At 37.8% G+C, this 14,600-nt stretch carries 16 protein-coding genes; 8 read left to right on the forward strand and 8 right to left on the reverse strand.

Going from position 1 to position 14,600, the window contains the following annotated elements:
• The 6 genes from AC1DPQ_RS03565 to AC1DPQ_RS03590 form a co-directional block, all read right to left on the reverse strand.
• Window positions 1–580, reverse strand: a 580-nt coding sequence (locus tag AC1DPQ_RS03565; protein ID WP_477607974.1) for a lysophospholipid acyltransferase family protein, incomplete at its 3' end; no start/stop codon positions are given.
• Window positions 581–739: 159 nt separating this feature from the next.
• Complete coding sequence (locus tag AC1DPQ_RS03570; RefSeq protein ID WP_477584269.1) at window positions 740–1,318, reverse strand: NAD(P)H-dependent oxidoreductase; 579 nt, start codon at window positions 1,316–1,318, stop codon at window positions 740–742.
• Between the two features lie 62 nt (window positions 1,319–1,380).
• The gene (locus AC1DPQ_RS03575; protein ID WP_477584271.1) at window positions 1,381–1,941 is read right to left on the reverse strand and encodes a Crp/Fnr family transcriptional regulator; all 561 of its coding nucleotides are present in this window, start codon (window positions 1,939–1,941) and stop codon (window positions 1,381–1,383) included.
• A gap of 332 nt (window positions 1,942–2,273) precedes the next feature.
• Complete coding sequence (gene typA, locus AC1DPQ_RS03580) at window positions 2,274–4,079, reverse strand: translational GTPase TypA (protein WP_029275490.1); 1,806 nt, start codon at window positions 4,077–4,079, stop codon at window positions 2,274–2,276.
• Between the two features lie 196 nt (window positions 4,080–4,275).
• On the reverse strand, window positions 4,276–5,049 hold the full coding sequence (locus AC1DPQ_RS03585) for an alpha/beta hydrolase (protein WP_477586221.1): 774 nt from the start codon (window positions 5,047–5,049) through the stop codon (window positions 4,276–4,278).
• A gap of 76 nt (window positions 5,050–5,125) precedes the next feature.
• Window positions 5,126–5,713, reverse strand: coding sequence for a Crp/Fnr family transcriptional regulator (locus tag AC1DPQ_RS03590; protein ID WP_477607975.1), 588 nt, complete (start codon window positions 5,711–5,713; stop codon window positions 5,126–5,128).
• A 158-nt stretch (window positions 5,714–5,871) separates the two neighbouring features.
• Here AC1DPQ_RS03590 and AC1DPQ_RS03595 point away from each other — a divergent pair, with 158 nt between their 5' ends.
• Window positions 5,872–6,231 (forward strand): DUF4180 domain-containing protein, encoded by a 360-nt coding sequence (locus tag AC1DPQ_RS03595; protein WP_477582347.1) that lies wholly within the window; start codon window positions 5,872–5,874, stop codon window positions 6,229–6,231.
• A gap of 3 nt (window positions 6,232–6,234) precedes the next feature.
• Here the strand turns inward: AC1DPQ_RS03595 and AC1DPQ_RS03600 are convergent, their stop codons facing one another.
• Window positions 6,235–6,681, reverse strand: coding sequence for a VOC family protein (locus tag AC1DPQ_RS03600; RefSeq protein WP_477582348.1), 447 nt, complete (start codon window positions 6,679–6,681; stop codon window positions 6,235–6,237).
• 134 nt (window positions 6,682–6,815) lie between these two features.
• Here AC1DPQ_RS03600 and AC1DPQ_RS03605 point away from each other — a divergent pair, with 134 nt between their 5' ends.
• The 3 genes from AC1DPQ_RS03605 (at window position 6,816) to AC1DPQ_RS03615 (ending at window position 9,973) form a co-directional block, all read left to right on the forward strand.
• On the forward strand, window positions 6,816–7,511 hold the full coding sequence (locus tag AC1DPQ_RS03605; RefSeq protein WP_477582349.1) for a TIGR02117 family protein: 696 nt from the start codon (window positions 6,816–6,818) through the stop codon (window positions 7,509–7,511).
• 114 nt (window positions 7,512–7,625) lie between these two features.
• Entirely contained in the window at window positions 7,626–9,062 is a 1,437-nt protein-coding gene (locus tag AC1DPQ_RS03610; protein WP_477607977.1) for an MBOAT family O-acyltransferase, read from the forward strand.
• A gap of 2 nt (window positions 9,063–9,064) precedes the next feature.
• Window positions 9,065–9,973 (forward strand): hypothetical protein, encoded by a 909-nt coding sequence (locus tag AC1DPQ_RS03615; protein WP_477582353.1) that lies wholly within the window; start codon window positions 9,065–9,067, stop codon window positions 9,971–9,973.
• Between the two features lies 1 nt (window position 9,974).
• Here the strand turns inward: AC1DPQ_RS03615 and AC1DPQ_RS03620 are convergent, their stop codons facing one another.
• The gene (locus AC1DPQ_RS03620; RefSeq protein ID WP_477582354.1) at window positions 9,975–10,787 is read right to left on the reverse strand and encodes an alpha/beta hydrolase; all 813 of its coding nucleotides are present in this window, start codon (window positions 10,785–10,787) and stop codon (window positions 9,975–9,977) included.
• Between the two features lie 183 nt (window positions 10,788–10,970).
• On the opposite strand from AC1DPQ_RS03620, the gene AC1DPQ_RS03625 reads away from it, so the two are divergent.
• The 4 genes from AC1DPQ_RS03625 to AC1DPQ_RS03640 form a co-directional block, all read left to right on the forward strand.
• Window positions 10,971–11,678 (forward strand): esterase family protein, encoded by a 708-nt coding sequence (locus AC1DPQ_RS03625; protein ID WP_477582356.1) that lies wholly within the window; start codon window positions 10,971–10,973, stop codon window positions 11,676–11,678.
• A 102-nt stretch (window positions 11,679–11,780) separates the two neighbouring features.
• A complete protein-coding gene (locus tag AC1DPQ_RS03630; RefSeq protein WP_477582357.1) occupies window positions 11,781–12,836 on the forward strand; it encodes an ATP-grasp domain-containing protein in 1,056 nt (351 codons plus the stop codon).
• Between the two features lie 29 nt (window positions 12,837–12,865).
• Window positions 12,866–13,966, forward strand: coding sequence for a carboxylate-amine ligase (locus tag AC1DPQ_RS03635; RefSeq protein ID WP_477607979.1), 1,101 nt, complete (start codon window positions 12,866–12,868; stop codon window positions 13,964–13,966).
• 7 nt (window positions 13,967–13,973) lie between these two features.
• The coding region (locus AC1DPQ_RS03640) for a GMP synthase (RefSeq protein WP_477607980.1) at window positions 13,974–14,600 on the forward strand (627 nt) is incomplete at its 3' end.

A 14,600-nucleotide genomic window follows, 5' to 3' on the forward strand; every position in this document is an offset into this window, starting at 1 on the left:
GTGCCTGATCGCTTCCAAAAGTAAACATGGTCGGTTCATTTTTACTCGATTGAATAGCCCTTAAAGTTTGACGCATAGACACCATATGGTTGCCAAACCTGCTTCTCATAGTCAAAAACCAATTATCAAAAGCTTCGCTGCTCAACGGTTTATAAATTGGGTAATGTTTGCCAGAAAAGTTTAAGCCAATAGCCATACACACCCATTCATAATTGCCATAATGTGATGAACAGAAAAGCACACTTTCGTTATTTTTAAGATAGGCTTCTACCAGATCGGTATTTTTAAATTTTACCCTTTTATTTAATTCCTTTTCAGAAATGCTTTTCATTTTAATCACTTCAATAAAAAGTGAGGAGAAAAATTTATAAAAACGTTTTTCTATGGCATGGATTTCAGCAGTATTTTTCTCGGGGAATGCATTAACCAGATTTTCTTTAACCACTTTCCGGCGGTAACCAAAAACATAAAATATTAACACATAAAAAGCATCCGCCAATCTGTATAAAATAAATAGCGGTAACAGTGAGAGCATATTTAATAAAAATATACCCATTTTGGATAACCCTTTATTAATCATGATGTGGGATGATTAGTTTGCTTGCAAAAGCACAAAATTAAAACTGAACGCAAAATTAATTGCCATGCAATTGTTAGTTTTTTATTCCCAAAGGTTTTATGAAAAAATACTGACAAAAAATTGCGCACCTGATTAACAATTTAACTGAATTACAAATACTTAACGCAAGCGATTACCTAATTTATAAACTTCAGAAAGCCATTTTAGACGCTGTTTCTCAGTTGATTTTTTGATAATTCCTACATAAGTAACTTTTACCGGATCTACCCCACAGAACTGAAGTACACTTTTCTTTAACTGGTTAACACTAGGGCGACCGAACGATAACCAATAATACCAAGAAGGCTGATCTAGTGTCGTAATGATTCTTGCCGTTTTTCCCTTTAACAGCTTATCCCACCAAACGCTATTTTCGCGATACTGAAAAGTAATACCTGGTAGAAACAGTCGATCGATAAAACCTTTCATTATGGCAGGCATGCCACCCCACCACACAGGATGTACCCAAACCAAATGATCAGCAGCTTTGATTTTTTCCAAACTTGACAGCAAATCGGGCTCTAATTCCGTCCTTTGGCGATACCCGAAAGCCAGGTTGGGATTAAATACTAATTCAGCGAGATGAATTAATGAAACATTGGCACCTGAATCTTTAGCGCCTTTATAATAGGCTTCAGCCAACGCAAAATTGATGCTATCTTTATTTGGATGACCATTAATGATTAAAATATTTTTCATGTTGTTTTATCTACAACACAAAATTAACACAGTCCTTGCGCTCAAGAAGCAGACAAATGTCCTTAAATGATTTCTTTCCGCAGTCTGCTTAAATGTCTTGGCGTAATGGCCAGAAAAGATGCCAGATACTTTACTGGAATTTGTTTGATATAATCTGGATGACTTTTAAAAAGCTCTATATACCGTGCTTTGGCTGCATCTTTTTGATACATAAACACACGTTTCTCTAAATGAATATATTGCTGTTCAGCTATTGTTTTGAATAATCTCAGCCCATTAATGCTCGATTCGGTCAAAATATCTATAACTTCTTTTTTAATGATCAATAAATCTACATCACTCATGGCCTGAATATTTTCTACAGTTGGGTTTCCGGTAATCAAAGATGAATATGCTGTCATAAACTGATTGGGAAAAGTAAGGCAATAGGTATATTCTTCTGCGCTGGTTGATGTATAAAATGAGCGCAAAGTCCCCGATTTTATAAAAGCGACTTCCTTACAAATTTTATTCTCGGTAATAAAGAATTCTCCTTTTTTTAATGTTCTTGGTGTAGCGTTTGCTGTAAAAACATCAATTTCTGCCGGCGAAAGAATATTAAAGGATTGTAGGTAGCTTTGCATGGATATTATATTGTTTTGGAAAGATAAGTAAAACTGAAGAAACCTAATACCACCGCCCCAACGCCCCTAAACCTTATTGCAGCGATATCCCCCGATTCTTCATCGGGGATTTAGCGGAAAGAAGGACTAACAATAAAAAAAGTTCCGCAATTGCTTTCCCCATCATTTTTATAACCACCTATGATATCTAAATAAATATTGAGTAGATCATTACTTTAGAGTTGACAAATTCAGGATCTATTTATGATTAAAGCTGTCAACCCCAATAAAACCTTTAAACGCAAAAAAGCCCCGATTTACATCGAGGCCTTAATATTTATATTCTTAAGGAGTTAAGCGAATTGCTTTCCTTTAACTTTACGTTCTTGTTCTGTTAAGAAGATTTTACGTAAACGCATGCTTTGCGGTGTAACCTCGATATACTCATCAGCCTGGATATATTCCATAGCTTCCTCTAAAGAGAATTTAATTGCCGGTGCAATACGGGTATTATCATCAGTACCAGAAGCACGCATGTTGGTTAATGCTTTACCTTTTACCACGTTTACTACTAAATCGTTATCACGGATATGCTCACCCATAATCTGACCTTCGTAAACATCAGTTCCCGGATCGATGAAGAAACGACCTCTATCTTGTAACTTATCGATTGAATAAGCAGTAGTTTGTCCTTTTTCCATTGAAACCAATACACCGTTTAAACGACCAGGAATTGTACCTTTCCAAGGCTCGTAAGCTTTGAAACGGTGAGCCATAATCGCCTCTCCCGCTGTAGCAGTTAAAACGTTGTTACGTAAACCAATGATACCACGTGCCGGGATTTCGAATTCTAAGTGTTGTAAATCGCCTTTTGGCTCCATAATTAACAACTCGCCTTTACGTTGAGTTACCAATTCGATTACTTTACCAGAAACTTCGCCTGGAACATCAACGATTAAAGTTTCAATCGGCTCATGTTTTTTACCATCAATTTCTTTAACGATAACCTGAGGCTGACCTACCTGAATCTCATAACCTTCACGACGCATCGTTTCGATTAATACAGATAAATGGAGAATACCACGGCCATAAACCAACCAAGCATCAGGAGAAGCTGTTTCAACAACTTTTAAAGCTAAGTTTTTCTCTGTTTCTTTGATTAAACGTTCTTTAATACGTTGAGAAGTTACTAATTTACCTTCTTTACCAAAAAATGGAGAGTTGTTAATGGTAAACAACATGTTCATTGTTGGCTCATCAATACTGATAACCGGTAATTGTTCTGGTGCTTCAAAATCAGCGATTGTATCACCAATATCAAAACCATCAATACCTACAACTGCACAAATATCACCTGAACTTACTTCTGTAGTACGGATTTTACCTAAACCTTCGAAAGTATAAAGTTCTTTTACTCTTGATTTAACGATTTTACCATCGCGTTTGATTAAAGTAACCGGTTGGTTTTCTTTAATTGTACCACGGTGTACACGACCGATTGCGATACGACCAACGAAAGAGGAATAATCTAACGAAGTGATCTGCATCTGTAAAGTACCGTCGTTAATTGGTGCAGGTGGAATGTTTGCCACAACCGCATCTAACAAAGCGAAAATATCGGTAGTTGGTACTTTCCAATCTGTACTCATCCATCCTTGTTTAGATGAACCGTAAATTACAGGGAAATCCAATTGATCTTCAGTTGCTTCAAGGTTAAAGAACAATTCGAAAATCTGCTCATAAACCTCTTCTGGGCGACAGTTTTCTTTATCCACTTTGTTTACAACCACAATCGGTTTTAAACCAAGGGCTAAAGCTTTTTGCGTTACGAAACGCGTTTGAGGCATTGCACCTTCAAAAGCATCGCAAAGTAAAAGTACACCATCTGCCATTTTCAGAACACGTTCTACCTCACCGCCGAAATCCGCGTGACCAGGAGTGTCAATAATGTTAATTTTTACGTCTTTGTACTGAACCGATACGTTTTTAGATACAATCGTGATACCACGCTCGCGCTCTAAATCGTTGTTGTCCAATATCAAATCTCCTGTTTGTTCGTTGTCACGAAAAATAGAACAAGAATGTAAAATCTTATCAACCAAAGTAGTTTTGCCGTGGTCAACGTGTGCTATAATAGCTATATTTCTAATCTTTTGCATAAAATGCGCCTCAAATTTGGCGCAAAGATAGTGTTTTGAAATGGATTTTCTACTATATCTCTCACTATTTAATATGATGATAATGTTGTAATTATCTCATTTATAATTGGAAAAGAGGACGCAATATTTTTAAGTTTATTATGCACTCGCCTTTCCGTTGGACTGATCGAAAATCCTAAGCAAACCTGTCCCGAATTTAATTTTTAATCCAGTTGTAGATATAAGTTGCTACTTCTTCCCAATTTTTTTCACCAGCGATGAAATGTCCTCTTCCATTAAACATTTTAAAATCGGTTATACTTTCGGTATTTTTATAAGCTTTAAAATTTCTTTTATTCAAAGTAGCAGGCATGATATGGTCTTTTTCGCCAGCGATAAACAATAAAGGTTGGTGGGCTTTTTTAAAATCAACTTTGGCATAACTTTTTAACGTTCCCCAGGCAATTGCTCTGCTTTCTGGCACCACAAATTCCTCAAATACTTGATCCGATTCGGCTCTGGACAAAGTATTGCCGAAGGTGTAATGGAACCACGATTTGGTTGGCATAAAAACAGAGTTGCCTTTAAACGGATTAACAACTGTAAAATTAGATTTCCAAAAGCTCCATTCGTATGGAATAACACCCATTGGAGGAGCGCCATCAATCATCACCCCTGCTTCGCCCTTGCCCAAATCCATTAATTTTTGAACAGTCAGGCCACCCAACGAGTGGCCGATCAAAATTGGTTTTTCGGGTAAAGTATCGATAAATTTTACCAGGTTGTTAACCACATCTACAAAATTCACCTTTGTTAAATTTGGATCAATGTTCGTTCTTAAAGCAGTTGGATCACCTTCGTGTGAGGGATTTGCAGGTGTATAAACGGTGTAACCTTTGGCTTCGAAAAAGGTTTTCCAGGCTGCCCAGCTTTTGTTATTTACAAATAGGCCATGTACAAGTACGATTGTTTTTGATTTTAGAGTTTTCATGTTGTTTTTAGTTTTAATTTGATACCTCAAATCTCCAGCTTAAAAACAGCAATAATTTTAACCTAAGTTAAAATCGTTATTTACCTGTAAGTCTTTTTCTTATGCGGCTTAATGATGGCCCCTGAATGCCTAAATAAGAAGAAATATGGTAAAGCGGAATACTATTAAAAATCTGCGGATGGTATTTGATCAGATCGAGATAACGCTGTTCGGGTGTTTTAAAAACAAAACTCTCGGCCCTATCCATAGCGATATTAAATGCCTCCTGCGCCAATAGGCGCCCGAAAGTTTCCCATTGATGAGATTGCTGATACAGCTGCAATAAATCATCTATATGAATGTAAACTACTGTGGCATCGGTCATAGCCTGCGTGTGGTAATCGCATGGCAGCTGATTGATAAAACTCTTAAAGGTAACGACAAACTGATTGCCTGAATAAAGAAAGACATTTTTCTCCTCACCACTTTTCTCATCAACAACATAAGAGCGGAATACCCCATCAATGATGAATCCTAAAAATTTACAGACCGTTCTGTGTTGATTATAGAAATCGCCTTTTTTATATTGTTTTATTTTCCAATGAGGTTTTGAAGGTGCAAACGCTTCAGCGTCCATTTTAGCAAACTGGGAGAAAGCATAAGCAACAATGTCGATTTCTTGCATCTTCTAGGAGGTTAATTGACTTTAAAAGCTAATATCGCTATAAATTCTAAAACATGACGAACAGGTTTAAGCCAGATCCTCCTGTTAAAAGCATAATTTTTATATTAGCAGCAAGGAAATGAATATCATTACCTTTACCTGCCTATTAAAATCAACAGATGAAAATTGAATCACATACCATAAACAATACCAATATTGCCGAAGTTCTTTCGGAAGAAATAATTATTAATAACGCAGAAGACGGGCTAGACTTATTGGGAAACTTATACTACCAGGGTTTTGATAAAATTATTATACACCAACAGAACATCACACCTGCTTTCTTCGACCTGAAAAACGGGATAGCAGGAGAAATCCTTCAAAAGTTTTCAAATTATCGTGTAAGCCTGGCCATTATTGGCGATTTTAGCCCATATCAAAGCAAAAGCATTAAAGATTTTATTTACGAAAGCAATAAGGGCAAACACATCAATTTTTTAGGTTCGACAGCTGAGGCCCTAACAAAACTAGCAGGATAAAATTTATATGCTTAACCAATCCTCATAAGAAATCACACCCAGTTCTGGTTTAGCCCCTCCTTCTAAAATGGCTATAAATTCTAATGCATGTCCGTCAGGATCATTAAAGTAAATAGCCAAAGCGGGCATCCAGGCGAAAACCATTGGTTTGTGATTTCCATTGTTTAGAAAATTATAGGGCTTTAGGTTTTTGGATTCGAGAAAGTTAACCGATTTATCCAGTACATCATTTACATCACAACGAAAGGCAAAATGCCTGATATCAATCTCATTTTTTAGCTTTTCCCAGATTCCCAACATGGCTTCTTTTGGCTTGCCGATCCAGAAAAAGGCAATTTTACGTTCTTCTTCATAATGGCATTGTGTTAAGCCCAAAGTATTGCTGTAAAAATCGATCGATCTGGCTAGATCTTCAACATAAATATGTGTTTCAAACAGTCCTTTTATCATATAGTGAAGGTAGAGATAAGTTATAGCCACAAAAAATCGTGTTTTTCGATACCGCCATCAATAAAATCGATATCTGGAGCTTAATGGGTTACCAAAAACTCAAATCCTGTATTAAGAATAAATAACCCATCGAAATGAACAAAAGACTTTTAAAATATGCAGGCAGGTGCAGCATTGCTTTTATCGCATTGATTGGGCTTTATTTTCTAATCGCCTTTTGTTGCTCACGCATTACCGTAAATGCTCATCCTTCAAACACTAAAGAAATTGCCATATATATAATGACTAACGGCGTACACACTGATATCATCGTTCCGGCTGTTAGTGCAGAAATGAACTGGACAAAAGAAATCAGTTACCAAAATACGCTTAAAGCCGATAGCACTTATCAATACCTGGCTATGGGCTGGGGCGATAAAAAATTCTACCTCGAAACGCCAGAATTCTCTGACCTTAAACTCAGTAACGGCCTACGGGCAATCTCCGGACTGAGTACATCTGCTATGCACACCACCTATTACAAAAACATACGGGAAGATGCGAGCTGTAAGAAAATTATCATCAGCAAAGCGCAATATCGACAACTGATCGATTATATTTTAAATAGTTTCAAAAAGGACGAAACGGGACATTTGATCAAGGTTAAATCGAACATCCATTATGATATTGGTGATGCCTTTTACGAAGCAAAGGGAAGTTACAGCATTTTTAAAACCTGCAATACCTGGGCAAATGCAGCACTAAAATCTTGCGGACAAAAAAGCTGTTTATGGACCATTTTCGACACCGGTATTTTTTTAAAATATCTTGATAAAAATACCGTGAAATAACTATACAGGTATTTTACACCTTTAAGCAATTCTGCGTACAAATTTACCCGTCGTATTAATCGGACAGCACAAAGCGTTAATTTTATTCTTAAACGAAGTATTAACCTTAACGCTATGCTGTTCAACTCTTTTAGCTTTGCTGCTTTCCTGCCCATAGTTTTTATACTCTATTGGGTTCTGGGGAAAGAACGTTTAAGATCTCAAAATATATTATTGCTGGGTGCCAGCTATTTCTTTTATGCCTGTTGGGATTGGCGGTTTATGTTCTTACTCATTTTTTCCACATTACTGGATTATTTCACTGGGTTAAAAATGATGGAAAGCAAAAATAACRGGACTAAAAAATTTTGGTTCTGGCTGAGTATTTCCATCAATCTCGGTTTTTTAGGCGTATTTAAATACTATAATTTCTTCGCCGATTCTTTCGCTGATGCTATTGCAAATTTTGGCCTTCAGGTAAACCCATGGACATTAAAAGTCATTTTACCTGTTGGTATATCATTTTACACTTTTCATGGCCTGTCATACGTAATCGATATTTATAAGAACCGTATACCGGCAGAAAAGAGCTTTATCGATTATTCTTTATTTGTGAGTTTTTTTCCACTACTAGTTGCCGGTCCGATAGAACGGGCAACACACCTGCTTCCTCAGATCAAAAAAGAAAGATCTTTTGATTACAGCAGGGCGATTGATGGCTTACGGCAGATTTTATGGGGCTTGTTTAAAAAAATCGTCATTGCCGATCAATGTGCCAATTATGCCAACATGATTTTTAACCATTCTGGAGAATATTCGGGGAGCACTTTATTGCTCGGCGCCATCCTTTTTGCCTTTCAGATTTATGGCGATTTCTCTGGCTATTCTGATATCGCTTTAGGTACAGCACGTTTATTTGGGATAGAGCTGTTAAGAAACTTTGCATACCCCTATTTCTCCAGGGATATTGCCGAATTCTGGCGTAGATGGCATATCTCGCTATCCACCTGGTTCAGAGATTATCTTTACATCCCCTTAGGCGGAAGCAAAGGCGGAACCTGGGCAAAAGTGAGGAACACGTTTATCATCTTCCTTGTGAGCGGTTTTTGGCATGGCGCCAACTGGACTTTCATCATCTGGGGCTTATTAAATGCGCTGTACATTATGCCCTCGATAATTTTCAACACCAACCGTTCGAATCTGGATACCGTTGCACAGGGAAAGACATTTCCAAGCTTAAAAGAATTAGCAGCAATTATATTAACATTTGGATTAACAGTTTTCGCCTGGATATTTTTCAGGGCAAATTCTGTACAGCATGCGTTCAATATCATATCAACCATTGGTTCCGAATCGTTTTTCAGCATTCCTCAAATACTGCCGATTAAACTATTTCTATTACTCGCCTTGTTTATACTAATCGAATGGAATGGCAGGATGGAGCAATATGCTATTGCCAAATTCGCCTTATCGTGGCCAAAACCAGTAAGATGGGGTATTTATTATGGCCTTGTTCTGGTGATATTCTTTTTCGCAGGGGCGGAACAGCAATTTATTTACTTTCAATTTTGACTATGAAAAAATTTATTAAATACATCGCCGTTTTTATATTGCCAATTATCCTTTTAGCTGTTCTTTTCGAAGTTCTGATCAGGAGGATCCCAAACGATTACGGGTATAAAAAAAGCTATCTCGATCATCATGCTAAAGAAGTAAACATTTTATTTCTGGGCAGCTCACATGTGTATTATGGTATTAATCCAAAGTATATTAAATCGAGTTTTAATGCAAGTTACATTTCACAATCCTTTGATTATGACCTGGAGATTTTAAAAAAATATAGTAACCAATGGACCCATTTAAAATATATCGTTATTCCTGTTGATTACTTTTCGTTTTATGGCCGACTTGAGAACAGCCCTGAAGCATGGCGGGCAAAAAATTATCGCATTTATTACGATATCAATACCGATCATAAAATTTTCAACAGTACAGAAATGCTAAGCAATAAACTCGACATCAATTTAAGCCGGCTTTTAAACCACTATGTTAGAGGCGAAAATGATATTAGCTGTAGCAACCTGGGCTGGGGATCGAACTACAAGGCTATTAACCACAAAGATTTAGTCAAAAGTGGTTCAACTGCCGCCGCACGGCATACTGCGAAAGATAATCTGCAATATTTAACTAACCTGCATTTATTGGATGAAATTATTGCCTTTGCAGAGCACAAACATATTAAGGTTATATTGTTTACCAGTCCGGCCTATAAATCTTATGTATCACATTTAAGCAAAAAACAGTTGAATACTACACTTTCTACCATCAAGAAATTGAATACCTCACACACTACAATCAAGTATTTTAACCTTTTACAGGATAGCTCATTCCATGCGCAGGATTTTTACGATGCCGACCACCTTAACGAAATTGGCGCAAAAAAATTAAGCTTAAAAATGAATGTGCTTCTGGGTAAGATATAAGCTAAACTTCAAATGCCCAGTCTAAAAAGGCAGGCATTACACTTTCCCAAGTTTGAACATCGTGTTTGCCACCAACTTTTTCGTAGTAAAAAACATTTTCAGGCCGTTTATAGCCCTTATTCAAGAGTATTTTAACAACATCAATCGTATCATCGATGGAATCGATGATCATATTTTTATTCCGATCAGCCTTCTCATCTTCCGTTCCGGTCATTAACCAGAATTTCATATCGGGCCTGGTAGAGGTACTTTCTAGCTTTGCATGCATAATTCGATCTGCATCAGTATACCCTTCTGTCAGGTCTTTTTTTCTCCACCAAAATGCTCCAGAAAAAACACCGATGGCATCAAAAGCGGAAGGATTATTCCAGGCAATATCAAAAGCAGACAAACCGCCCAAAGAAAATCCCGCAAAACCTACTTTACCGGTTATCGGCATCGCAATTTTCTTTTTAACAAAAGGCAAAAGCTCTTTGATCACGAAATCGCTGTATAAATCGGCTTTCGCTCCACGCCCTTTAAAATCGGGCACACCCGCTACACCATATTCCATTAGTCGATCTTCTGATGCTTTAATGGCCACAACAATTAACCTGTGGTTTCTTTTGCCATGATGGGCTTCTTCCAAAATCCGGCTAAAATCCATTTTGGCCACATCCTGCCCATCATTTAATAAAAGAAGCTCTATTTTTTCATTGCCTAAAATACCTTCGGGTGTATAAATATCTATTTCTACCTCATGCTTTAAATAAGCTGAGGGTATTTTAAAGTTGCTGGTATTAACTTTTACCGATAAAATTGTGGTATACATCATAATCAAAAATCCCCTATCACATGGCTATCGCCTCAGAATTAGGGTGCAAAGGTACAAATCTCCGTAAACTATTAATTACCATGGGTCAATTTTTACAATACACCTTTAATTTGCTTCATTTTACTACTCAAACAATTCTTTTTATAGATTTTAATTTATACCTTAAATCATTCAATTTTTATTATGGTTAAAGAAGAACATAAGAAATGGTACAGCCCGAATTTAAGTGGCGAAATCGACATGCTCATCTTTGGTCACGGTGGTATCCCTATCCTACTGTTCCCGACAAGCATGGGTCGATATTTTGAAACCAAGGATTTCAAACTGATAGATTCTGTTGAGGGATTTATCAATGAAGGAAAAATTAAGATCTATTGCCCCGATGGCGTTGACAAGTTAAGCTGGTACAACAAAAGTATTCATCCTGCCGACAGGGTTAAAAACCACATCTGGTACGACAAATATTTATTGGAAGAAGTAGCCCCTCTGGCAAGGCAAGAAACCGGGCACAGCAAAATTATTACTGCTGGCTGTAGTTTTGGAGGCTATCATGCTGCTAATTTCGCTTTCAGGCATCCCTGGTTGGTTAGCCATATGTTTAGTATGAGCGGGGCTTTCGATATTTCTGGCCAGTTGGATGGTTTTTATAATGATGATGTTTATTTTAACAATCCGGTTGATTATCTGCTGAATAATAGTAACCCCGAACTGCATTATATGAAAATTGTTTTGGGCACAACAGACCGCGACATGTGCAGGCCTGACAATGAGCGTTTATCCGGCATTTTAAACAAAAAGGGCATCGACCACTGGCTTGATATCAGACAGAATGCAGATCACGATTGGCCCATCTGGAGAGAAATGTTTCCAGATTATATTGCACAGCTTTAGTTTAGTCCAAAGTCGACAGTCTTAAGTCCCGAGTCGATTTAGGATATAATTATCAAACAATTAACCGATTAACCAGTTAAACATTTAAACTAAAATTTACCAATGAAGAAAATAGGGATTTTATTTGGACAGGAACGCTCTTTTCCTGAAGCCGTAATCGAAAGAATTAATCAAAAAGCAGAAAAGGGCATAACCGCCGAAGCAGTTAAAATCGACAAAATATTTCAGAATGCTCCATTAGGTTATTCGGTAATCATCGATCGTATTTCGCAAGATGTACCGTTCTATCGCGCATCATTAAAAAATGCCGCCATTACCGGAACTGCCGTAATTAACAACCCATTTTGGTGGAGTGCCGACGAGAAATTTTTCAATAATGCGCTGGCCGAACAGATTGGCGTACCCGTACCCAAAACGGCCTTAATACCATCACGAGAGCACCCTACAGGAACCACTGGAGAATCTTTCTCTAATTTAACCATGCCTTTAGATTGGGATGCCATTTTTGAATACACTGGTTTTCCGGCCTATATGAAACCTTATGATGGTGGTGGCTGGAGAGATGTTTATAAACTTCATGACAAAGAAGATTTTTTTGATAAACATAGTGGCACACAACAATTAGTGATGCTTTTGCAGGAAGAAATCATTTTCGAAGAATATTTCAGGTGTTATTGTATTGGCGGCAAATATGTCCGTATTATGCAATATGACCCGCGGAATCCGCATCACTTGCGTTATGCCACTGAGAGCAAAGCGCCAGATGCAAAGCTGCTTAAAACTGTAGAAGAGTACACCCTAAAACTATGCAAGTATTTAGGATACGATTTTAATACGGTAGAATTCGCGGTGCGCGATGGAGTGCCTATTGCGATCGATTTCTGTAACCCTGCTCCTGATGCTGATATTAAAAGCGTTGGTCAGGAAAATTTTGATTGGGTAGTAGAAACTACTGCAAATTATGCTATTGAAAGGGCTAAAGCGCAAAAAGACGGACAGGATAATTTAACCTGGGGCGAATACATTAAATCGTCGGTTAGTGGCAAACCATTAATTGCGAAAGTTACCCCGAATGTGGCTAAAGTTGCCGCTCCAAAGAAATCGACAACAGCAGAAAAAACACCAGCAAAACCTAAAAAAGCTGCACCAAAAAAATAATTGGGATTTAAATTTTAATCAATCTAAGGATGAACGAGTTTACGCTGGGCATAGAAGAAGAATACATGGTAATTGATCCCGTTACCAGAGAGCTTACTTCTCACGACCAAAAAATTGTAGAAGCCGCACAAAAAATCCACAAAGACCAAGTTAAGGCAGAAATGCACCAGGCTGTGGTAGAAGTTGGAACGGGCATTTGTAAAACGACCACTGAAGCACGTAAAGAAATTTCTCAACTGCGTTATACCGTATCACAGCTCGCCGGAGAGCAAGGCTTARGGATTGGGGCCGCTGGTACACACCCCTTCTCACATTGGGAAAAGCAGTTAATTACAGAACATCCCCGCTATAACGAGATTGTGAACGAACTACAGGAAGCTGCACGTTCTAACCTCATTTTTGGGCTGCACGTACACGTAGGTTTTCAATCTCGCGAGCTGGCCATTCATATTGCCAACCAGGTGAGGTATTTCCTGCCCCATGTTTTTGCCTTATCTACCAATTCTCCATTCTGGGAATCGCGGAACACGGGTTACAAATCTTTCCGTACAAAAATTTTCGACAAATTTCCGCGTACGGGCATTCCCGATATTTTTAACAGCATCGAGGATTACGATAATTATGTAAAACTGCTCATCAAAACCAATTGCATGGACAATGCGAAGAAAATCTGGTGGGATATCCGTGTTCATCCGTTTTTCGACACCGTTGAGTTCCGCATTTGCGATTGCCCGATGCTGATTGATGAAACGATGGCTTTTACGGCATTATTTCAAGCCTTATGCGCCAAACTGTACAAACTGCGTTTGCAGAACATGGAATTCATCAGCTATTCGAGAGCACTAATTAACGAAAATAAATGGCGTGCTGCCCGTTATGGAATTGATGGAAATTTAATCGATTTCGGGAAAGAAATGGAAGTAAACTGCCGCAATCTTATTTTAGAATTATTGGATTTTGTAGATGATGTGGTGGATGATTTAGGTTGCCGTGATGACATTAATTATGTGCATAAAATATTGGAGCATGGCACAGGCGCAGACCGGCAGTTGGCAGTTTACCAACAAACAGGTAACTTTGAGGCAGTGGTAGATTACATTACTACTCAAACACTTATAGGCGCAAAGTAATTTTATAATGGATAAAAGTAGCTTAAAGGTGGCCGTTATTGACATGAATAACGGTGCACCTAATCAGGGTATGCGGGGAATTCAGGAAATTTTATCCCGTTTTAAAAACGATAACAATATCGATTTAACCTTTGATATTTTTGATTTAAGGCAAAAAGGAGAAATACCGGGCATCGGTTATGATGCTTATATTTCTAGCGGTGGCCCAGGTAGTCCGATTGAAAGTAAGGGCGAACAATGGGAAAATGATTTCTTTAATCTCTTAGATCAGATAGAAGCTTTTAACCATAAAAACGATGAACGAAAAAAGTACGCTTTTTTGATCTGCCATTCCTTCCAATTGGCTTGCAGAAAATATGAATTGGGCAATGTAACCGAAAGACGATCGAATGCTTTTGGCATTTTCCCGATAACCTTAACTGAAGACGGAGAAAAAGACGAAATTTTTAATGGCATTACCAACCCTTTCTTTTCGGTCGACAGCAGAGATTGGCAAGTGATCGAGCCAGATTTTGCTGCTTTCGAGAAAAAAGGTGCTAAATTATTGGCCATCGAAAAAGAACGTAAACATGTAGATTTAGAACGTTGTATGATGTCGATCCGCTTTTCCGATGAAATCATCGGTACACAATTC

The sequence above is a fragment of the Pedobacter sp. 01T416_2 genome, from assembly GCF_056398925.1.

Excerpts from the sequence above, each read along its gene's own strand:
- AC1DPQ_RS03620 (WP_477582354.1), bottom strand. The coding sequence starts at position 10,787 with ATGATGTATACCACAATTTTATCGGTAAAAGTTAATACCAGCAACTTT.
- AC1DPQ_RS03590 (WP_477607975.1), bottom strand. The coding sequence starts at position 5,713 with ATGCAAGAAATCGACATTGTTGCTTATGCTTTCTCCCAGTTTGCTAAA.
- AC1DPQ_RS03570 (WP_477584269.1), bottom strand. The coding sequence starts at position 1,318 with ATGAAAAATATTTTAATCATTAATGGTCATCCAAATAAAGATAGCATC.
- AC1DPQ_RS03625 (WP_477582356.1), top strand. The coding sequence starts at position 10,971 with ATGGTTAAAGAAGAACATAAGAAATGGTACAGCCCGAATTTAAGTGGC.
- AC1DPQ_RS03575 (WP_477584271.1), bottom strand. The coding sequence starts at position 1,941 with ATGCAAAGCTACCTACAATCCTTTAATATTCTTTCGCCGGCAGAAATT.
- AC1DPQ_RS03585 (WP_477586221.1), bottom strand. The coding sequence starts at position 5,049 with ATGAAAACTCTAAAATCAAAAACAATCGTACTTGTACATGGCCTATTT.
- typA (WP_029275490.1), bottom strand. The coding sequence starts at position 4,079 with ATGCAAAAGATTAGAAATATAGCTATTATAGCACACGTTGACCACGGC.
- AC1DPQ_RS03615 (WP_477582353.1), top strand. The coding sequence starts at position 9,065 with ATGAAAAAATTTATTAAATACATCGCCGTTTTTATATTGCCAATTATC.
- AC1DPQ_RS03600 (WP_477582348.1), bottom strand. The coding sequence starts at position 6,681 with ATGATAAAAGGACTGTTTGAAACACATATTTATGTTGAAGATCTAGCC.
- AC1DPQ_RS03605 (WP_477582349.1), top strand. The coding sequence starts at position 6,816 with ATGAACAAAAGACTTTTAAAATATGCAGGCAGGTGCAGCATTGCTTTT.
- AC1DPQ_RS03630 (WP_477582357.1), top strand. The coding sequence starts at position 11,781 with ATGAAGAAAATAGGGATTTTATTTGGACAGGAACGCTCTTTTCCTGAA.
- AC1DPQ_RS03595 (WP_477582347.1), top strand. The coding sequence starts at position 5,872 with ATGAAAATTGAATCACATACCATAAACAATACCAATATTGCCGAAGTT.